The 20,455-nt window shown below is 54.9% G+C and carries 17 protein-coding genes, 1 pseudogene and 1 riboswitch; of the genes and pseudogenes, 11 read left to right on the top strand and 7 right to left on the bottom strand.

The window, feature by feature from the left end:
• The first annotated feature begins 18 nt into the window (after positions 1–18).
• The 11 genes and pseudogenes from GZ1_RS19560 to GZ1_RS06810 all read left to right on the top strand — a co-directional run bounded on the left by GZ1_RS19560 (position 19) and on the right by GZ1_RS06810 (position 12,953).
• Positions 19–180, top strand: a complete 162-nt coding sequence (locus tag GZ1_RS19560) for a hypothetical protein (RefSeq protein ID WP_223810967.1) — start codon at positions 19–21, stop codon at positions 178–180.
• A pseudogene (locus GZ1_RS19555) lies at positions 104–382 on the top strand (ATP-binding protein); the annotation flags it as partial. The gene GZ1_RS19560 and the pseudogene GZ1_RS19555, both read left to right, overlap by 77 nt.
• A gap of 106 nt (positions 383–488) precedes the next feature.
• On the top strand, positions 489–821 hold the full coding sequence (locus GZ1_RS06855) for an STAS domain-containing protein (protein ID WP_033005556.1): 333 nt from the start codon (positions 489–491) through the stop codon (positions 819–821).
• 6 nt (positions 822–827) lie between these two features.
• On the top strand, positions 828–2,354 hold the full coding sequence (locus GZ1_RS06850; protein ID WP_020754985.1) for a PP2C family protein-serine/threonine phosphatase: 1,527 nt from the start codon (positions 828–830) through the stop codon (positions 2,352–2,354).
• Positions 2,355–2,543: 189 nt separating this feature from the next.
• Entirely contained in the window at positions 2,544–2,957 is a 414-nt protein-coding gene (locus tag GZ1_RS06845; protein WP_015373893.1) for an RDD family protein, read from the top strand.
• Between the two features lie 240 nt (positions 2,958–3,197).
• Positions 3,198–4,451 carry a methyl-accepting chemotaxis protein gene (locus GZ1_RS06840; protein WP_060788178.1) on the top strand — a complete coding sequence of 418 codons (1,254 nt, stop codon included), beginning with the start codon at positions 3,198–3,200 and terminating at the stop codon, positions 4,449–4,451.
• Between the two features lie 135 nt (positions 4,452–4,586).
• Positions 4,587–4,700, top strand: a riboswitch (TPP riboswitch).
• Between the two features lie 154 nt (positions 4,701–4,854).
• Positions 4,855–6,543, top strand: a complete 1,689-nt coding sequence (gene thiC, locus GZ1_RS06835; RefSeq protein WP_060788177.1) for a phosphomethylpyrimidine synthase ThiC — start codon at positions 4,855–4,857, stop codon at positions 6,541–6,543.
• A gap of 712 nt (positions 6,544–7,255) precedes the next feature.
• Positions 7,256–8,434, top strand: a complete 1,179-nt coding sequence (locus GZ1_RS06825; protein ID WP_157074359.1) for an aminotransferase class I/II-fold pyridoxal phosphate-dependent enzyme — start codon at positions 7,256–7,258, stop codon at positions 8,432–8,434.
• A complete protein-coding gene (locus GZ1_RS06820; RefSeq protein WP_060788175.1) occupies positions 8,431–10,086 on the top strand; it encodes a thiamine pyrophosphate-binding protein in 1,656 nt (551 codons plus the stop codon). Before GZ1_RS06825 ends, GZ1_RS06820 begins: the two co-directional genes overlap by 4 nt.
• A gap of 70 nt (positions 10,087–10,156) precedes the next feature.
• The gene (locus GZ1_RS06815; RefSeq protein WP_060788174.1) at positions 10,157–11,638 is read left to right on the top strand and encodes an aldehyde dehydrogenase family protein; all 1,482 of its coding nucleotides are present in this window, start codon (positions 10,157–10,159) and stop codon (positions 11,636–11,638) included.
• A 157-nt stretch (positions 11,639–11,795) separates the two neighbouring features.
• A complete protein-coding gene (locus tag GZ1_RS06810) occupies positions 11,796–12,953 on the top strand; it encodes a saccharopine dehydrogenase family protein (RefSeq protein WP_060788173.1) in 1,158 nt (385 codons plus the stop codon).
• Positions 12,954–13,141: 188 nt separating this feature from the next.
• On the opposite strand, the gene GZ1_RS06805 is transcribed toward GZ1_RS06810, so the two are convergent.
• The 7 genes from GZ1_RS06805 to GZ1_RS06775 all read right to left on the bottom strand — a co-directional run bounded on the left by GZ1_RS06805 (position 13,142) and on the right by GZ1_RS06775 (position 20,331).
• Positions 13,142–14,299: an MFS transporter gene (locus GZ1_RS06805; RefSeq protein WP_015373900.1), complete on the bottom strand. Its 1,158-nt coding sequence runs from the start codon at positions 14,297–14,299 to the stop codon at positions 13,142–13,144.
• Complete coding sequence (locus GZ1_RS06800) at positions 14,299–14,727, bottom strand: MerR family transcriptional regulator (RefSeq protein WP_015373901.1); 429 nt, start codon at positions 14,725–14,727, stop codon at positions 14,299–14,301. Before GZ1_RS06800 ends, GZ1_RS06805 begins: the two co-directional genes overlap by 1 nt.
• Positions 14,728–15,017: 290 nt before the next feature.
• Positions 15,018–15,503: a (2Fe-2S)-binding protein gene (locus GZ1_RS06795; RefSeq protein WP_020756509.1), complete on the bottom strand. Its 486-nt coding sequence runs from the start codon at positions 15,501–15,503 to the stop codon at positions 15,018–15,020.
• A gap of 21 nt (positions 15,504–15,524) precedes the next feature.
• Positions 15,525–16,367, bottom strand: a complete 843-nt coding sequence (locus tag GZ1_RS06790) for an FAD binding domain-containing protein (protein ID WP_060788172.1) — start codon at positions 16,365–16,367, stop codon at positions 15,525–15,527.
• Positions 16,354–18,681 (bottom strand): xanthine dehydrogenase family protein molybdopterin-binding subunit, encoded by a 2,328-nt coding sequence (locus GZ1_RS06785; RefSeq protein WP_060788171.1) that lies wholly within the window; start codon positions 18,679–18,681, stop codon positions 16,354–16,356. Before GZ1_RS06785 ends, GZ1_RS06790 begins: the two co-directional genes overlap by 14 nt.
• The gene (pucB, locus tag GZ1_RS06780; protein ID WP_033006561.1) at positions 18,668–19,306 is read right to left on the bottom strand and encodes a xanthine dehydrogenase accessory protein PucB; all 639 of its coding nucleotides are present in this window, start codon (positions 19,304–19,306) and stop codon (positions 18,668–18,670) included. Before pucB ends, GZ1_RS06785 begins: the two co-directional genes overlap by 14 nt.
• Positions 19,306–20,331, bottom strand: coding sequence for an XdhC family protein (locus tag GZ1_RS06775; protein ID WP_033006560.1), 1,026 nt, complete (start codon positions 20,329–20,331; stop codon positions 19,306–19,308). Before GZ1_RS06775 ends, pucB begins: the two co-directional genes overlap by 1 nt.
• Between the last annotated feature and the right edge of the window lie 124 nt (positions 20,332–20,455).

Here is a 20,455-nt window from a genome sequence, read left to right as displayed (position 1 = left end):
GATAGTGGAAAAGCTGCCATGTTGCTTTGGCCGGTGTATAAGCATAACAAAGATAGGGGAAATGCCGATGAAGCCCAGGACCATGATCCGAACGATGGCGATCATGAAAACGGCGGACATTTTAAAAGCGATGGACATTACCGAGGAACTGGCGAAGAGAATGGGGTTTTTGCCGCGTGATTGCCTTTTTCTTCGGCTCGCGACAGAGGAAGCGTGCACGAATGCGTATGAATATTGTCAAAAAACGAGAAAACTGCCATTTAGGATATTTTGGAAAATGGAAGCGAGACAGTTTATGATCATTGTCAAACAGCGAGGAGGATGCTTCTCCGTAGCCCAAACCGATGTCGTCAACACAGGGCCGCGCGGCAGAGGGCTGCAGCTGATCACCCATATTGTCGACGATGTATACGTGAAGCGAGCGGGAAACAACGTCTTGTTTTGCATGTGCAAATGCAAAAAAATGAGTGACCATTGGAGGAAGCAAGATGAGGATGAGACAAGGGGCAATTTGCGCGCTGACATGGGCAGAAGATATTACCTTAAACAACGTCGAATCGTTCCGTCAAGCGCTGGAAAGGCTGCTGGACAAACAGGCGGATCAATTGATCGTCAACATGGAGGGGGTCAACTACATAAACAGCGCCGGACTCGGTGTCATCGCTGACAGCGTCATGGAGGCGAGAGCCCGACAAAAAGAGTTGGTCATTGCCGGAGTGGAAGGGTCGCTTGCAGAAATTTTCCATATTGTCAAATTTTCTTCGTTTATCAAACTATTTGCCACAGAGAAGGAAGCCATGGATTATTTCAGTGGAGAATGACGTTCTATGGTGGATGGGTTTTGGGAACATGTTCAACGTTATGACCACCTCGCGTGGCGGGAGTTGCTTCTCGGCTTGGAAAAAATGAATGTGTTCGTTGGGCCGGGCGACTATGTGTATTGGCTCGCAACGCCGGAACGAAGGCGGCTCTTGTTCATTTCGTCATCATGCGAGCAGCTGTACGGCCTACCTCCGGACGACTTTTACCACGATCAAGACATATGGGCAAAGGTGGCTTACCCAGATGACCGCGCCAAGGCGGAAAGAAAATGGTCGCTTCTTTCAGGAGCGGATGCGGGCGCCCAGACGTATCGCATCATCAATCAGCGGGATGGCTCTGTCCGTTGGGTGCTTGAACGGACGTTTCCTGTGCTTGATCAATTCGGGGAAGTGAGGCTCGTCAGCGGGTTTGTCGCTGATCTGACAGAAGCAAAGCGAAACGAGAATGAACGACAGCTCGCTGAACAAGTGTACAAAGCGATGGAACAGGCGATGCTCGTCACCGATGGCCAGTTTGTCGTTCAGTTTGTCAATCCGGCGTTCACAAAAATCACTGGTCATGATGTAGAGATTGTCGGTCAGCCGTTGCATACGCTTTACGCGGGTTATTACGAGGCCTGGCTTTATGAGGTGATTCAAGCGAGCACTGGGGAAAGTGGAGAATGGAGGGGGTGGGTGCGCTGGCGGCGGAAAAACGGTTCGGTCTATGTCAGGCAGACGACGGTGCGGGCTGTGCCCGGCCATGATGGAGAAATCGCGTTTTACTTGTTTTTATTTGCCGGTCCAACTTACGAGAACCTATACATCGCAGCGATGAAAGATGACTTGCGGCTGGCCCGCGAGGTGCAAAAGCGCGTGTTGAGCAAGCCGTTGTCGGCCAAAGGAATCCAGATTGCCGGAACGTACATCCCATCGCGGGAGCTGGGTGGCGATATGTACGCCTGGTATCCGATCGACAAACAGCGGTACGGCATTTTTTTAATGGATGTGATGGGTCATGGGGCAGCGGCTTCGCTCATTTGCATGTCGGTCCGCTCGCTCTTAAACGGCGTCATCCGCAAAGGGATCGTTCCGACGGAAGTGTTTCGCGAGTTGAACCGCCATATGCGCCAGTTGTACCATGAAAACGGGCGGATGACGTATTATTTCACCGCCGTATATGTTCTGGTGGATGTCAAGGAACGGATGATTGAATATGCATCAGCCGGCCATCCGCCGGGGTTTTTGTTCCAACCGGATGGAACGGTGGCGGAGTTGGACCGCGGCTGCGCGCCGATCGGGCTGCTTCCGCGCCTTTTTGTCGACAGCGGCCGGTTGCGCTACGAGCCGGGGGCGACGCTTGTGTTGTATTCCGACGGGGCGATCGAAGGGGAAACGGGTTCCGTCCGGCAAAAGATTGAAGCGTTCCGCGATGCGCTGGCGCCGCATATTTTATTGGACGAGCAAGTGCTTTTGGACCATCTGCGCCGCCATTTTGCGCAAAAAGGGCCGCTTCCAGACGATTTTTCGGCTGTGGTGGCGAAGCTGGGCTAAAGAAATTGCTGCAAGAAGATCGATTCCATCATCTTGAGCGTGTGCAGCAGGGACCACCGCATCGAAGCAAAAAATCGATGTGATGTCGAAAAAACCGATTTTCTTTTATACGCCATTTACGGTAAAATGAAGACAATTATACTGTTAATGGAGAATACAATATAGAAAAGGCAACAGGAGGGAAGGCATATGGCGGTGACAAATCCGGCTGGATTTTGGAAGCGGCTGTTGGCTAACTTGTTGGATGCGATTGTCGTCGGTATTCCGATTTCGATCATCGGCTATTTCATCACTGGCAGTTGGGAAACGAACTGGTTTACGTCATTAGCGAACATCCTTTACGCGTTAATCGTTCCGGCTGTTTGGTACGGATATACGGTCGGCAAGCGGATGCTTGGCATCCGGATTGCGAAAGTCAACGGCGGAAAAGTCGGCATCGGCACGATGTTTTTGCGCTCGTTCGTTGGCGGACTCGTATACTTTATCACGTTCGGCATTGGTCTCATCATTAGTGCGATTATGGTCGCGGCGAGAGAAGACAAACGCTCCATTCACGATTTTATCGCTGGAACGTATGTGACAACGGAAAAACCGGCGGTGTAAAGCGGAAAACAACAGGTGGTGCCCCAATCGAACGGGGCGCCTTTTCTTATTTTCGTCACCGATTATAGGCGATCAAAAGCATGATGTTTTTGAGCGGGTCCTTGTTAGATCAGAAAACTTTGCAACCACCCCTATTCATGATTAGGGCTAGGAAGGAAAATGAACGTTCATTCACGAATCTATTTATGTGGTAAAGAAATAAGAAAGGTGTTTGCATCATGGCAAAAGGAGGAGAGCGTTTTGTCATTAGCAAGTTATATCATCCGCACCATGTTCATCGTCATCCCTGGCACAGCGGCGATCGGCATGGCCACATGCCTGGTCAACGGCATTCGCGGGGCGGCATTTTGGTGGACGCTTGTTGCTACGGTGCTGTTTGGCGCGATGCTCGGCTTCGTTTCGGCAACGCTCAACTATCGACGGTTTGTTGCCCCGATTGCCGTTATTAACGAACATTTAGGCAAGATGACAGGCGGAGATTTGACGGCGCGCATACCGCTTGATCGCGTGCAGCAGCTGCGGCCGATTGCGGCGTCGTTAAACGATATGGCAAACGCTTGGCAAAGTGTGATGGGGCAAATCCAACATCATGCCGAAGAAGTAGCGCAATATTCTCAGCAGCTTGCCGCCGTCGCCGAACAGACGACGAAAGCGACAGAGCAAATTGCGACAACGATGGAAACGCTTGCGGCAAGTGCGGAGGAGCAGGCCGATGCTGTCCGCACCACCGCCGCGTCCGTGCATGATATTTCCCAAACATTGAGCGACGTCGCTTTCCATACGAAAGAAGTGGCGCACCGGGCTGAGAAAACATCGGCGAAAGCAGAGGACGGCAAGCAGTCAATCGGACAAATGTCCGAGCAAATGCAGTTCATTTACGATCATGTGCAAACGCTCGGCCAGGTGGTGAAAGGGCTTGGGGAGCGCTCCAACGAGATTGGACAGATTACGGAAGCGATCACCGGCATTGCGTCGCAGACGAATTTGTTGGCGCTCAATGCGGCGATCGAAGCGGCGCGCGCCGGCGAGCAAGGGAAAGGGTTTGCGGTTGTCGCGGATGAAGTGCGGAAGCTCGCAGAACAATCAGCGCGCTCAGCGCAACAAATTTCCGAGCTGATCGGTTACATTCAAGAAGAAACGAAGCGGGCGGTTGCGTCTGCCGAACAGGTGATCTCCGAAGTGGCGAAAGGATTGAACGTGGCGGCGGCATGCGGCCAATCATTTGCCCATATTCGCGAGGAGGTCGGCCAAGTGAGCAAACAAATTGGACAAGTATCGTCCGCCATCGAGCAAATGACGGAGCATGCCCGCCAAGTGAACGACGCACTCCAACAGATGACCAATATTGTCGAACAGTCAGCGTCCGGTGCGGCCAACGTATCGGCAGCGACGCAGGAACAAATGGCTTCCGTCGAGGAAATCGCCTCTTCGTCGACATCGCTCGGTCAGATGGCGGACGAGATGCGGGCAATGCTGAAGAAATTTTCTGTGTGAGTGAGGAAAAGGACGCTTTCTTCGAGAAAGAGGGGCTTTCAAACGACGTGTGGGAGTCAACGTTTGGAATAAAATGGTTTGCATCTTTGCCAATTGCCTGATAAAATAAAAAAAGTCAGTCATCATTGTGATACGCTTATCTGCTAGGGGAGTCCGAGAGCCGGGCTGAGAAAAGAACGCGATGAAGTTCTTTGACCCTTTGAACCTGATCTGGGTCATGCCAGCGTAGGGAAGCAGGCAGCGGGAACAGATGGACGCACAGGCTGTTCATTTGGCCTTTTTGCCTTGATCGGGTTCCGTTCGTTTTGCGGAACCCGTTTTTGCGTAAATATCCCCCGTTTTTGCCTCTCTTTTGCTGGTGCGGCTGCAGGTCTCAACCACCATTTCAAAGGAGGAAAGCCGCATGGAAAACATCCGCTCGTTTATGTCGTTTCCGGAAAGCCGCAAAGTGTACATCGAAGGGTCGCGTCCGGATGTGCGCGTGCCGATGAGAGAAATTGCTTTGTCGCCAACGAAAACGCCGCAAGGAATGGTGGAAAACAAACCGGTGCGCGTCTACGATACGACGGGCCCGTATACGGATCCCGATTTTGAACCGGACGTGGAGAAAGGCTTGCCTCCTCTTCGCCGCCGCTGGATTGTCGAGCGCGGCGATGTCGAAGAAGTGAAGCCATCAGCGACCGCCGGCGTCCGCCCGCTGCCGTTCGTGCGCCGTCCATTGAGGGCAAAGCCCGGAAAAACCGTGACACAAATGCATTACGCCAAACGGGGAATCATCACACCAGAGATGGAGTTCGTCGCCATCCGTGAACGAATCGACCCCGAAATCGTTCGCCAGGAAGTAGCGGCCGGACGGGCGATCATTCCGGCGAACATTAATCACCCCGAGAGTGAGCCGATGATCATCGGCCGTCGTTTCCATGTGAAAATTAATGCCAATATCGGCAACTCGGCTGTTTCTTCATCGATTGAAGACGAAGTGGAAAAATTGCTTTGGGCGGTGCGTTGGGGCGCCGATACGGTCATGGATTTATCGACCGGCAAACACATTCATGAAACGCGCGAGTACATCATCCGCAATTCGCCGGTCCCCGTGGGAACGGTGCCGATTTATCAGGCGCTCGAAAAGGTAGGAGGGGTGCCGGAGAAGCTGACATGGGACGTGTACCGCGAGACGCTCATCGAGCAGGCTGAACAAGGAGTCGACTACATGACGATCCACGCCGGTGTGCGGCTTCATTACATTCCGCTCACCGCCAACCGGACGACCGGAATTGTCTCGCGCGGCGGCTCGATCATCGCCCAATGGTGTTTGGCCCACCATGAAGAAAACTTTTTGTATACGCATTTTGAAGAAATCTGCGAGATTTTGAAACAATACGATGTCGCGATCTCCCTTGGCGACGGCTTGCGTCCCGGCTCCATCGCCGATGCGAACGATGAGGCGCAGTTTGCGGAACTCAAGACGCTCGGCGAGCTGACGAAAATCGCCTGGAAGCATGATGTGCAGGTGATGATCGAAGGGCCCGGACATATTCCAATGCATAAAATTCGCGAAAATGTCGAGCAGGAACAGGAAATTTGCCACGGGGCGCCGTTTTATACGTTAGGGCCGCTTGTCACCGACATCGCGCCCGGGTATGACCATATTACGTCAGCGATTGGCGCCGCGATCATCGGCGCTTATGGAACGGCGATGCTTTGTTACGTAACGCCGAAAGAGCATTTAGGGCTGCCGAATAAAGAGGACGTACGCGCCGGGGTCGTGGCCTATAAAATCGCCGCCCATGCGGCTGATCTGGCAAAAGGGCATCCAGCCGCTCAGCAGCGTGACGATGCGCTCTCGAAAGCGCGCTTTGAATTTCGTTGGAACGATCAGTTCAATTTATCCCTCGATCCGGAACGGGCCCGCGAATACCATGATGAAACATTGCCGGCTGAGGCGGCGAAAACGGCTCATTTTTGTTCGATGTGCGGGCCGAAATTTTGTTCCATGAACATTTCACATGAACTGCAACGGAAAATCAAAGAGGAGGGGATGAAAGAAAAAGCGCAACAATTTATTCGGCAAGGGTCATCGCTGTATCAATGACAAGAAGCGGGCTGCGATGCTCGGCATGGTGGAGAGGATATGGAAGTTCGATCAACGGAAAAAGCATGAGCTGGAAAGCGCTCAGTGCTGATCGAAGCAGCGGAGGGGGGCGAACGTTCATCGCCCCTCTTGTTTGTTGTGCAAATTGGTGTGGTTCTTTATTATTTTTAAAATATATAATTTTCAAAAAATATATTTACAAATCGTTTCAGATGGATTATGATAATGGCATAAGGTGCAAATTTTGAATCATAGAATGATCATGAGGGGAAAACTGCGCAGTCTATCGCGACGCCTTCGCCGGCGCTTCGCTTCCATAGACAGCGGCCAGTTGCGTCATCGAACCGTGGATGATGCCGGCCGCTTCTTTTTATGGCGAAAGGGTCGGGTTTCAGATGGTTGGATCGCGTTTTTCCAGAAGGCTGGTGAAAAACCGCTGTTTGCCTTGATCGATGGGTGAACGTGTGAAAATAGGGTCGATGCTACAAGCTTTTTCTACTTGAGAAGCGATTCCAGTAAGCTGTTGCTCCAGTAAATCACCGGCCTTCTAGCAGCTTCGTGAAAAAGCCTGCTATTCGAGAAAAAAGATTTTGATGATGTCTTGATGTGAGAAAGCCATTGGTATTATAGGCTGCTTCTTGAACGTGAGACGGGCATGAGGGTGATGGGCGTGCGCATAAACTGAAACGAAGGGCCATGAGGAGGGATGGGATTGAACACATTTTCCGATATTGTGCAGACGATGCCGCCATATTTGTTCTCCCGATTTCAGAAGAAAAAAGAAGAACTGCTAAAGCTCGGGGTCGATGTCATTGATTTAGGGATCGGCGCCCCCGATTTGCCGCCCCCTTCCTTTGTCATCGAAGCGTTGAAAGAAGCGCTCGATGCGCCAGAACACTATACGTATTCGCCGTATGGCGGCTGCAGGGAGTATCGGGAAGCGGTCGCGTGTTTTTATGAACGGGAATATGGCGTCAAGCTCGATCCGGAGACCGAGGTGTTGGCGTTAATCGGCTCGAAAGAAGGAATCGTCCATTTGCTGCAAGCCGTTCTCAATCCCGGCGAGCTCGCCTTAGTGCCTGATCCGGGCTATCCTGTCTACCGGACGGCCGTCCATTTTGCCCGCGGCCAGAGCCGATCGCTGCCGCTCGATGCGCAACATGGTTATATTCCTCGGTTTGATGCGCTTCCCTCGTCCGTTTATGACCAAGCGAAAATCATGTTTCTCAATTATCCGAGCAATCCGACGGCCGCCGCTGTCGATTTGGATGTATTGGCCGAAGCCGTTTCACTTGCCCGTCGCCACCGGATGTTCATTGCTCATGATGCGGCCTACTCGTTCGTGACGTTTGCTGGTTTTCAAGCGCCGAGCATTTTGCAGGTGGACGGGGCAAAGGAAGTGGCGGTGGAATTTGGATCGTTGTCCAAAAGCTATAACATGGCCGGCTGCCGCATCGGATACGTAGTCGGAAACCGGGACATGATTCGAGCGCTTTCGGTGATCAAGAGCAACACGGATACGTGCCAGTTTATTCCGATCCAGAAGGCGGCGGTGGCCGCTTTGACGAACGGACGGACGTTTATTCGAGAAAATAGCCGCATTTATGAACAACGCATGAATATGATGGCCGAGAGACTTCGAGAACTGGGCATCGACGTGCAGCGGCCGAAAGCGACCTTTTTCTTGTGGATCCCGGTCTATGACGGATACTCGTCCGAACGATTTGCCGCCAAACTGCTGGAAGAAGCGGGAGTCATCGTAACACCGGGAACAGCGTTTGGATCCGCAGGGGAAGGATATGTCCGCGTATCGCTGTCAGCGCCGATGGAGCGTCTAGAGCAAGCCGTTGAACGATGGAAGCAAGTGGATTGGGAGGAATCGGCGCCATGAAGAGAACGATGCGTCACATCACGGTGGCTCAAGCCATCGTCGAATGTTTCAAACAGGAACAAATCCGTTATGTGTTTGGTGTGCCGGGGGAAAGTTATTTGCCCCTGCTTGATGCCATCTATGATGAGCCATCCATCGAGTTCATCTCCGCCCGCCATGAAGGGGGTGCTTCCTTTATGGCGGAAGGGTATGCGAAAGCGTCGCAAAAGTGCGGCGTCGTGCTGGCTACAAGGGCGGTTGGCGGAGCGAATTTGGCGATTGGCGTCCATACCGCGAGGCAAGATTCCACTCCGATGGTCGTGTTTTTGGGGCAAGTGAACAGCCGCTTCCTAGGGCGTGAAGGATTTCAGGAAGTCGATATGGAAGCGTTTTTTCGTCCGATTGCCAAATGGGTGGTCGAAATTCGCGAAGCCGAGCGGGTGCCAGAGCTGGTGCAACGGGCGTTTCGCACCGCGAAAACAGGGCGGCCCGGCCCCGTCGTCGTTTCACTGCCAGAAGATGTCTTTTCCAAAACGATAGCGGAAGCAGTGATAGCCGAGACTGATGTGCCGAAGCCGGCACCAAGGCAAGAGGATATACAGAACATTGAAGAGATTCTGAAGCGCGCCAAACGGCCGCTCGTGATTGCCGGCGGCGGCGTCAAATGGTCGGGAGCCGAGCAGTTGCTGCGCTTATGGGCGGAAAAGTATGCACTTCCGGTCATGGCGGCGTTCCGGCGGCATGACGTGTTTCCCCACAACCATCCGTGCTATGTCGGACACCTAGGTCTAGGGGCGCCCAAAGCGGTCATGGAAACGGCCGAGCAGGCGGATGTGGTGATGGCGTTGGGAACGCGGCTATCGGAAGTGACGACACAAGATTACCGTTTGCTCTCTCCCAATCAGACGCTGATTCACATCGATATCGACAGCGATGGATTCGGAAAAGTGTATGCACCGGATCTCGCGGTTTGGGCTGACTGTCAGGAAGTGCTGTCCCGTTTGCTCGATCTCGCGGTGCGGCCGTCTTGGCAAGAATGGGCGGCTGAACGGAGGAAACGGTACGAACAAACGGCCAGGCTGCCGGTGGAACATCGCAATCTCTATGAAGCTGTGATGGCAAGTTTGGCGCGCCATTTGCCAAAAAATGCGGTCATTACGAACGATGCCGGGAATTTCGCCGGTTGGCTTCATGCTTTTTTCCCGTTTGGGGATGGGCACACGTACATCGGCCCGACGTCAGGAGCGATGGGATATGGCATGCCGGCTGCCATTGGCGCGAAACTGGCCTTTCCCGCCCGGACCGTCGTTTCTTTATCCGGGGATGGCGGCTTTATGATGACGGTGCAGGAGTTGGAAACGGCCGCTCGATACGATATTCCGATCATCAGCATTGTGTTTAACAATCATATGTACGGCACCATCCGCATGCATCAAGAATTGCAGTTTCCGGGGCGGGTCATCGGCACCGATTTAGGCCGCGTGTCGTTTGCCCGTTTGGCAGAATGCCTAAACGGCCGCGGGTTCCAAGTACAGACGGAACAACAGTTCACGGAAGCGCTTCTGTTGGCGCTTGAGGCCAAGAAGCCGACGGTGATTGAGGTGTTGGCCGATCCGGACCACATTTCGGTGGCCGCCACGATCCAGGACTTGCGGGCCAAGAGGAAGTCCTGACGATCATCGCTCGGCGTTCAATGTATAAATTATCTCAATAAATCATCTGGAAAAATGGGGGGAGTATACAGTGAAAATCCAAAACTATATCAATGGAGAATGGAAGGAGCCAAGCACCGGGCAATTTGCGCCGGTGATCAATCCGGCGACGGGGGAAACGATTGCCGAGGTGGCGATGTCCGGGCCAAACGATATTGACGAGGCCGTTCAAGCAGCCAAAGAAGCGCAAAGACAGTGGGCCCTCGTGCCGGCGCCGAAACGCGCGGAAGTTTTATATCGAGTCGGCATGCTGCTAAAGGAGCGGAAAGAACAATTGGCAAGGCTGTTGACGATGGAAATGGGCAAAGTGATTGAGGAAGCGCGCGGCGAAGTGCAGGAAGGCATTGATATGGCGTTTTACATGGCGGGAGAAGGACGGCGGTTGTTCGGCGATACGACGCCGTCTGAGCTGAAAGACAAGTTTGCGATGAGCGTCCGCACGCCGGTTGGAGTGGTCGGCATCATCACTCCATGGAATTTTCCCATTGCCATCGCCACTTGGAAGTCGTTCCCGGCCATTGTTGCCGGCAATGCGGTCGTATGGAAGCCCGCGCCCGAGACACCGATCATGGCGCAGGAATTAGCTCGCATTTTTGAAGAAGCGGGCTTGCCGCCGGGAGTGTTTCATGTGGTCCACGGTGACGGGCCGACAGTCGGCAATGCGCTCGTCGAGCATCCTGATGTCAAGGTCATCTCATTTACCGGATCGAATGAAGTCGGGCGGATGATTGCGGAAAAATGCGGACGACTGTTGAAAAAAGTGTCGCTCGAAATGGGTGGGAAAAACGCGGTGATCGTCATGGATGATGCCGATTTGACATTGGCGGTTGACGGCATCATCTGGAGTGCGTTCGGTACATCAGGCCAGCGGTGCACGGCGTGCAGCCGGGTCATCGTCCATGAGCGGGTGAAACAGGAGCTTGAGCGGCGTCTGCTTGAAGCCGTGAAAACATTGAAAATCGGCAACGGGTTGGATGAAACGGTCAAAGTCGGACCCGTCATCCATGAAGAGGCGCTGCAAAAAATCGACCGCTACGTGCGCATTGGCGTAGAAGAAGGGGCGAAACTGCTTGTGGGTGGCTATATATTGCGCGAGGGCGACTATGCGCGCGGCTTTTATTACGCGCCGACGATTTTCACCGATGTCACGCCGAATATGCGCATCGCCCGCGAAGAAATTTTCGGCCCGGTCGTGTCGATCATGTCCGTCCGCAGTTTGGAAGAAGCGATCGCCGTCAACAACAGCGTCGATTATGGGCTGTCAAGCGCCATTTTCACACGCGATGTCAACCATGTATTCCGAGCGATGCGCGATTTGGACACCGGCATCGTGTATGTCAACGCCGGCACAACGGGAGCGGAAATTCATTTGCCGTTTGGCGGCACGAAAGGGACGGGCAACGGCCACCGCGACTCCGGCGTCGCGGCGCTTGACGTATTCACCGAATGGCGGAGCATTTATGTCGATTTCAGCGGCAAGCTGCAACGGGCGCAAATCGATACCGATGATTGAACCGGGCTGTCGCTTGCAACATGGTCGGCAAAAGAGAAGCGAAGATCAACGTGGAACCTATATCGTGAATCGAAGCAGCGGCCGCGGCAAAGATGTGAAAAAAGCGGCTGTCATGTGAGCGTATGGCAAAGAATCGGTGACAGAGGGGGAAAGAACGATGAAAGTGCTCGTGCTTGGAGCGGGGCTGATGGGCAAAGAAGCGGCGCGCGATTTAGTGCAAAGCCAAGATGTTGAGGCGGTGACGTTGGCGGATGTCGATTTGGCCAAGGCGGAGCAGACGGTGCGGCAGCTTCATTCCAAAAAGCTTGCCGCTGTGCGGGTGGATGCCGGCGATCCGCAACAACTGGCAGCGGCCATGCAAGGGCATGATGTCGTCGTCAATGCCTTGTTTTACCGCTTCAATGAAACGGTGGCGAAAACAGCGATCGAAACGGGTGTTCATTCCGTTGATTTAGGCGGCCATATCGGCCATATCACCGACCGGGTGCTTGAGCTGCATGAACAAGCTCAAGCCGCTGGGGTGACCATCATCCCCGACCTTGGCGTCGCACCCGGAATGATCAACATTTTATCCGGCTATGGGGCGAGTCAACTCGATGAGGTGGAATCCATCTTGCTGTATGTCGGCGGCATTCCTGTCCGCCCCGAACCGCCGCTGGAGTACAACCATGTGTTTTCCTTGGAAGGGCTGCTTGACCATTACACCGATCCGTCTCTCATTATCCGCGACGGCCAAAAGCAGGAAGTGCCGTCGCTTTCCGAAGTGGAACCGATTTATTTCGACCGGTTTGGGCCGCTTGAAGCGTTTCATACCTCAGGAGGGACGTCGACGCTCTCGCGCTCGTTTCCGAACTTGAAGCGGCTCGAGTACAAAACGATCCGCTACCGCGGCCATGCAGAAAAATTTAAGCTGCTCGTCGATTTGAACTTGACGCGCCACGATGTGGAAGTGGAGGTCAATGGATGCAAAGTCAAACCGCGCGATGTGCTGCTTTCCGTCCTGAAGCCGCTGCTTGATTTGAAAGGGAAAGATGATGTGGTGTTGCTTCGGGTCATCGTCGGCGGCCGAAAAGGCGGGAAGGAAACGGTATTGGAATACGAGACCGTCACGTTTAATGACCGCGAAAACAAGGTAACGGCGATGGCGCGCACGACGGCCTACACGATTTCTGCTGTCGCTCAGCTCATCGGCCGCGGGGTGATCACAAAGCGCGGCGTCTATCCGCCGGAGCAAATCGTTCCGGGGGATGTGTATATGGACGAGATGAAAAAACGCGGCGTTCTTATCAGCGAGAAGCGGACGGTTCATAGCTGAACAGCGAGCGCCATAAGCAGGAGGATGGAAGCAGTTTCGTGAAAAAGGGCAATGCTTCGCCGCCGCGAACACGATGACAAAATGGCTGCGGCCGGGAAGCGAATTGTGAACAACGCCCGTTCCCGTCTGGAACGGGCGTTTTCTGATTTTAGACGCGAAATGATTGTGATCGCCTGTTTTTTTTACGGCTATGCCGTTTTGGGTGCCGAAGTCTTGCGCTTGCGCCAAGAAAGGAACAGAAAGGCGATGAGCGCCAGCGCCATGGCGACCATAAACGGTGCTTTTGAGGAAATGGTGTGGCCGATGATGCCGGACAGCACCGGAGCGATGGCCGCTCCGAGCCAGCGGACGAAGTTGTACGTGCCGGACGTCACTCCCCGCTCATATGGCGATGTTTCCATCACATAGCTTGTAAACAAAGCGTTGTTGAGTCCGGAGACGAGCCCAGACAAAATGATGAGCGTTACCATAAGCCATGTCGGCTTGGCGACTACAAGAAGCAGCAATAAGGCTGCGAACATCAGCAAACCGTATGGCAAAATTTCCCTTGGTTCATATTGTTTCTCAAGCTGATGGGCGAGCACCGCTGAGCCATAAGCAAGGCAGAGCCCCCAGCCGAAGAAAACGAGGCCGATTTGGATGGCCGACAGTCCAATGATCAAAGGCGAATACGCCAATACGACGAAAAAGCCGTAATAGTAAAGCATGCCGCCGACCGCCCCTTTTAAAAATGGCGGGAACGAAAGCAACCGCCGCATTTCTTGCAGGCCGACCGCTTTTTTCGGCTTTCCTTTGTTCGGATCATAGACGAAAAAGGTGACGAGTAAAAAGGCAATGAAAATCAAGACGCTCGTGCCGATAAACGGATAGCGCCATGAATGTTGGCCAAGCAGTCCGCCGACGAGCGGACCGCCGGCCATGCCGAGGCCGATCGCCGCTTCATACAGGCCGACCGCGGTGCTTGCCTGCGGCGTCAACGCGATCAACAACGTCATGGCTGTGGCGAAAAACGTCGCATTGCCCAATCCCCAGCCGGCGCGAAAGAGCGACAGCTGCGGGATAGTAGAAGCAAAGCCGCACAACAACGAAAAAATCGTAACGAGGCCAAGCCCGATCACCATCATTTGTTTATCGCCGATACGGTTGACAACAAGACCGACCGGGATCATCATGACCGCCATCGTCAAAATGTAGGCGGTAAACAACATTTCGACTTGCCAATGGGTGGCGCCGATGCTTTCGGCGATGACCGGCAAAATCGGGTCGACGATCCCGATGCCCATAAACGCTAAAAAGGCGGCGGCGACGGTAATCCATCGCGCCTTTGTTTTTCTCCCTTCCTCCACTATTCTTCTCTCCTTTCTTGCAAGAGGGCGTCTACCCGCTCTGCCATTTGTTCCAGCTCTTGCTTCAGCATGGCCATCTTCTTCATTTTCTCTTCCAGCATGGCGATTTGCCGACGCAATCCAGCGCTGATTTGTTCCAGTTCACGCCGTTTTTCGCTCCCAGCAGCCGCATGTCGATATTCCGCCCGATGCGTCTCCATCGTTTCTTTCAGCGCCAAAAAATGCTGCAGCTCCTGCAGCGAAAAGCCGAGCACTTCGCGCGCGGCAACGATGTTTTTCAGCCGTTCGATGTCCTCAGCTGTATAAAGGCGTGTGCCGCCTTCGCTGCGCGCCGGCGGCTTGATCAAGCCAATCTCCTCATAATAGCGAATCGTCCGTTTTGTTAGGCCGGTTGCTTTGGCGACGTCATCGATTTTGAATCGCTCCATTCGGGGCCCCTCGCTTTCCCGTGATCACAGTGAACGATCTGTTTTACAAACATAACATTAACGTTAACGTTATATTTTTGTCAATAGCTATTTAGAAGGCCGGTGAAAAACCGCTGTTTTCCTTGATCGATGGGTGAACGTGTGAAAATAGGGGCTGATGCTACAAGGATTTTCTACTTGAGAAGCGATTCCGGGAAGCTGTTGCCCTAGTAAATCACCAGCCTTTTCGATGAGATGTATACCGCATCAAAAAAGAATATCCCGATTGGGTGCGGGATATCCATTGCTCGTCAAGGATCTGTTGGTTTTGCTTTTTTGGCTTCGAGCACTTCTTTGACCGCCGCTTCAATTTCTTGATAGCTTGTGCAGCGGCAAATATTCGACTCCAGCCATTCTTGAATCGTCGCCTCATCGGCGTTTGGGTGCCGCTCGATGAGCGCGTGGGCGTTCATAATGAACCCAGGAGTGCAATAGCCGCACTGAAAGGCGAAGTGGCGGACGAAGGCGTGCTGAATGGGGGCATCATCAAGCCCTTCGATCGAGGTGATCTCTTTGCCGACCGTTTCGATAGCCAGCATCATGCATGATTTGATCGGCGTGCCGTCGACTAAGACGGTGCAGGCGCCGCAGTCGCCGTTCAAACAGCCTGGCTTGGCCCCGGTCAGCCCCAGCCCATCGCGCAAAACAAACAGCAGCGTTTCGGCTTGGCGAGTGACGATCGATCTTCGTTCTCCATTAACGTGCAGCACAAGCTCCCGCTTTGTCGTTTCCTCCATGTCCGCATGCTCACCTCCTGTTTAGACGGTTTCTCCGTCTCCGAGCTCACGAAGCATATCTTCAAGCAGCTGGGCGGCCACGAACAGCCGGTAGTCTGCTGAGCCTTCAATATCGTGCAAAATCGGGCGCGGGAAGGCGTCAACCGCTGCTTGGATTCGTTCACCAACTGGGCGGTTCCGGTCGTTGAGGTGCGCCTCAACGTCAGCCGAGCGAAACGGAAACGGGCAGATGCCGCTTAGGGCAACGCGAACCGTCCCGTCTTTTTTCAGCGCTGCAATCGTCACAAGCGGGTAGCCGACTTCCCCTTGCTTGCGGCGCTTGCGGTGGAAATGGGGCAGGGTGGCGGTGGCACGGTCAACCTTGAACTGGACGACAAATTCACCGCGGCCAAGCTGCAGCTGTTGATGAAACAAGTCAAGGAAGCGGCATTGCCTGATGCCGTATGGTCCGGCGATGATGACATCCGCCTCGGCGACGAATAGCGGCAGTGCGGTCTCACGGTAAAAAATTTGTCCGCAGATGTTGCCGCCGAGCGTAATTTGGTTGCGCGCTGTCCGGTCGGCGACTTCTCGCGCCGCTTTTGTCAATAACGGGAACGGATTTGCTTCTTCGAGCTCGCCGAGGGCGAGCGCCGCTCCAAGCACGAGAGGATCGGCGCTCGCCTCAAGCGCCCGGCACTCAGGGATCGATTTTATGTCAATGACGGCCGCGGTGCGGACAAGGTTCAACCGAGACAACGTGATGATTTCCGTGCCGCCGCCGTAGTAGAGCGGTCGTTTTCCATCCCGCTCGAGCGCCGCAAACAGCGCTGTCGCTTCGGCGATCGACTGCGGCCGGTAGTAGGCAAAGTCAAACGGAACCATAGGAGTCCCCTTTCTGTGTCCGCCAAATGAGTTCAGGCACAAGCGGCAGTTCATTGAGCGGCACGCCGGCAGCGAGAGACAAGGCGTTTGCCAAGGCGGCGGGCATGCCGATCAAGCCATGTTCGCCGATGCCGCGAGCGCCGTATGGGGCATCGATTTGCGGCGTTTCGACAAACTCAACGATGTACTCTGGATGTTCGCCGAAGCGAATCGGCCGGTATGTGCGCAACTGTGGGTTTAACACGCGCTGTTCGTTGTCAAAAAGAAACCCTTCGCGGCTGGAAAAGCTTAGCCCCATGCTCATCGCCCCCATCGCTTGGCCAAGCGCTGCCTTTGGGTTGAGCACTTTGCCGGCATCAATGACCGCATACGCTTTGACAATGCGATACGTGTAGTCGCGGCGGTTGAACTCAATTTCCACTCCCTCGGCGCATACGCCCCATTCCGGTCCCGGTTTGCCGGCGCCGGTCTCCGGATCAAGCGGGGTCAAGTGGCGCAAAATGTAGCGGCCGCGCCCGATCACTTGCCCGCCGATGGCGTTGCCGTTCGGAAACTTGTAGCCATAGGCGATGTCTTTGATCGGAAGAAAGATGGCCGGGTCATCGCGCAAAAAGACGCGCCCGAACCCGACTTCCAAATCGTCCGGCGAGGCCCGCAAGACGCAGGCGGCGATGTCTTTTAACTGACGGATGGCGTCGTCGGCAGCGGCAAGCGCCGCACGTCCGGCCATAAACGTCCCGCGGCTGGCGACTGTTTTCCAATGTTCCGGCGTCGTTTGCGTATCAATATCCATTTTGACATGGACACAATCGACGTCCATCTTCAGCCGTTCAGCAACGATTTGCGCGAGCACCGTTTTCGTTCCGGTTCCGATTTCGACGACGCCGGAGATGACGTTGACACTGCCGTCGGAGTTGAACGTTAAGATGACGCCCGAGCTAGCATCTGTGTCGATCGTCGATGTTTTCCAGCCGCTGCTGATTCCCTTTGCTCTTACCGTATAAGCGTCCACTTCGACGCGCTGCCACTCGTCCCAGCGCATCAGCTCGCGCAACCGGTCGAGGCAGGCTGATATGTTGCCGACGTTGCTTTTCGTGAGCCGCACTTGCGTCGGGGTCGTATGCCCCGGGCGGATGGCATTTTTGCGCCGCACCTCCCATGGGTCAAGTTGAAGCGTTCGTGCCAATTCATCGATGGCCCGCTCGACGGCAAATGCCTGTTCGCAATGGCCAAAACTGCGAAACGGCGTCGCGTACGGGCGATTCGTATAGACGCACAATGAATCACAAAAGACGTTTTCGACATGGTACGGGCCGGTGCAATCGACGGCTGCGGCGCGGCTGACATCGATCGCCTTGTCGGAATAAGCCCCGCCGTCAAATAGAAATAAGATTTCCATGGCCTTGAACAAGCCCTCTTTTGTCGCGCCGATTTTGACGGTTGCCTCCAAACCGATATGGACGGGCGAAGTGACCATGTCATGCTCGCGGCTGTTCCAGACGCTCACTTTTCGGCCGCCGACCGCTTTGGAGGCAAGGTAGGCAAGCAGCTCAAGCTGGACGGGCGCTTTTCCTCCGTAGGCGCCGCCGACAAGCGGCGTATGGACGATGACTTTGCCGGTTTCTTCGCCAAAATACGTATGAAGCAACTTCTTGATCATAAACGGTGACTGTGAGGAGGCGGAAATATGGATCGTGCCGTCCGGCCAAATTTCTGCCGTGGCGCAGCGTGTTTCCATCGCGATATGATCGGAAGGGGCGAACGATACGCTTGTTTCGACGATGACGTCGCTTTCAGCAAACCCTTGTTCAATGTTGCCTTTTCGGATTTTCGTCCGGTGGGCGACGTTTGTCCCTGGCTCAGGATGAGTCGTTTTGTTTTTTTCATAGCGGTCGAGATGTTCATGCAATAATGGAGCGCCTTCTTTCAACGCCTCGCGCGGCGAGCCGACGGCTGGAAGCGGTTCGTAAACGACGCGGACGAGGCGGGCTGCTTGTTCGGCTTGCGCGAGCGTATCGGCTACGACGACGGCGACGACTTCGCCATAGTAGCGCACTTTGTCGACGGCGATCGGCGGACGATCGCGCATGTCTTCACCGGTGAGCGGAAGCCCTTCACCGGTCACAACAGCATGGACGCCGGGGGCGGCGAGCGCGCGGCGTGCCTCCAGCGAGAGGATGCGCGCGTGGGCGTATGGGCTTGTCACCAAAGAGGCATGAAGCATCCCCTGTTCTTTGAAATCGTTCGTATATTTCGCCCGGCCGGTCACTTTATCCCACGCTTCTTTGCGGATAATGCTTTTACCGACGGCCATGGGGGCGTCCCTCCTTTTCTTCTCGAACGATGACGGCATGTTTATAATCATCTTTCGTGTCAATGTCGAGGCTGGCTGTTTCGCCGCCTTCATACAAAAGGCCGCGCCAGTGGGGGTCGCGAAGGAGCGCACGCCCGCCGGCATCGCCCTTTAGAGAAAGCAGGGAAGGAAACATTTGTTTTCCAAAAATGACTGGGGGCATCGGCGTGCCGAAGCGGGCGAAGGCGACGTAATCAGGACGGTGGCGGCGATAAAGGCCGGCCAGCACCTCAATCGTTTCAGACGTGACAAACGGCTGATCGGCGAGCAGCACAGCGGCGGCGTCGGCCCCGCTAGCGACTGCTTCTTGCAGGCCGCAGGCAAGCGAATGCGCTTGACCGCCATGATGGGCTGCGCAGCGGACGAAGCGGCACTTTTTATGATTCCGAAGTTCAGCCGGAAGCCACGCGAGCGCATCGTCTGGAGGGACGACAACGATGACGGGCGCAAGGCAAGAATGAAGCGCAGCCTGAAGGCCGGCAGCGCCCAGCGTGCTTTCCCCCCAGGGCAAAGCGCGTTTATCCGTTCCCATCCGCCGGCTTTCTCCAGCCGCCAAATAAATGCCAGCGATGGTTGGGCGACTCATCATACTCTCTCCGTTGACCGCCTGCGAAGGACGCTGATCAATTCGGCAGTGATGCTGACGGCGATCTCATACGGACCGCGTGCGCCGATGGAAAGCCCTGCCGGCGAACGGACAAATGGAGGCGTCGAGCCGGAAGGAAAGAGGCGGTCCGTGCGCCGCCGCGGACCGAGCACACCGAGATAAGCGAGTGGCATGTCGGCTAACAAGGAAACGAGTTCGCGGTCGCGTTCAAACTGGTGGGTCATGATGACAACAAAGTCGCGCTCGTTTAGGCGAAGCCGCGGAACAGTTTCATGGGGAAAGCCCATGACGAAGGCATCGGCGTCCGGCACGTGGGATGGATGGCAAAACGCCGGACGCCAATCGCTTACGGTGACGGAGAACCCGGCGGCTTTGGCGGCTGAGACGAGCGGCGGGGCGTCTGATCCGGCGCCGAATACGACAAGGCGCGGTTTTGGCCAAAAGTGCTGAACGTAAAATGTTTCCCCGTCCACTTCGTACAAACCGCTTCGCCCTTGATAAAACGGCGTTTTGTGAAGCCATTCGCGCCATTCCCGATGCGGCGTCCGACGGCAACCGCCGAATTGTTCGCCTGTTTCGCTTTGGAAAAACGGCCGCTCGTCTGGATACATGATGCTTCGGACCATCAGTACATGTTCGCCGCGGTCAAGGCAACGCTTGAGCGCCAGCCAATCGAGTTTTGCGTCGCTTGTGACCGGCTCGAGCCAAATGTGGACGAGGCCGTTGCAGCCGGCGCCCTGCCCCCACGACCAATCATCCTCAGTCCGCAAGTCAAACGAAACAGCGGTTGCCTGGCGGTTCGCCAATACCTCACGCGCGTAGGCCGCCACCGCTTCTTCGAGGCATCCGCCGCTCAGCAGCCCGACCGTTTCCCCGTTTGCGCCAATCCACATGCATGTTCCTTCTTTTTGATAAGCCGAGCCTTCCACACTGATGATGATGGCTAACACGCCGTCGCCTGGTGCGCCGGCGATCGCTTCGAGCACAGCATAGTAGCTTTCCATGCTCATCCTCCTTCCGCATGGCGCCAAAGGCGGCTAAGTTGTTGAAAGCGCGGCGGGACGATCCATAAAATTTCGTAATGGCTGTAAGCGGCGACAGCAGGTGGGCCATTAGGTCGTCCCTCTT

The sequence above is a fragment of the Geobacillus zalihae NBRC 101842 genome (assembly GCF_001544135.1).
GTDB classification, from domain to species: domain Bacteria; phylum Bacillota; class Bacilli; order Bacillales; family Anoxybacillaceae; genus Geobacillus; species Geobacillus zalihae.
This window is presented reverse-complemented; position numbering and strand designations above follow the sequence as displayed.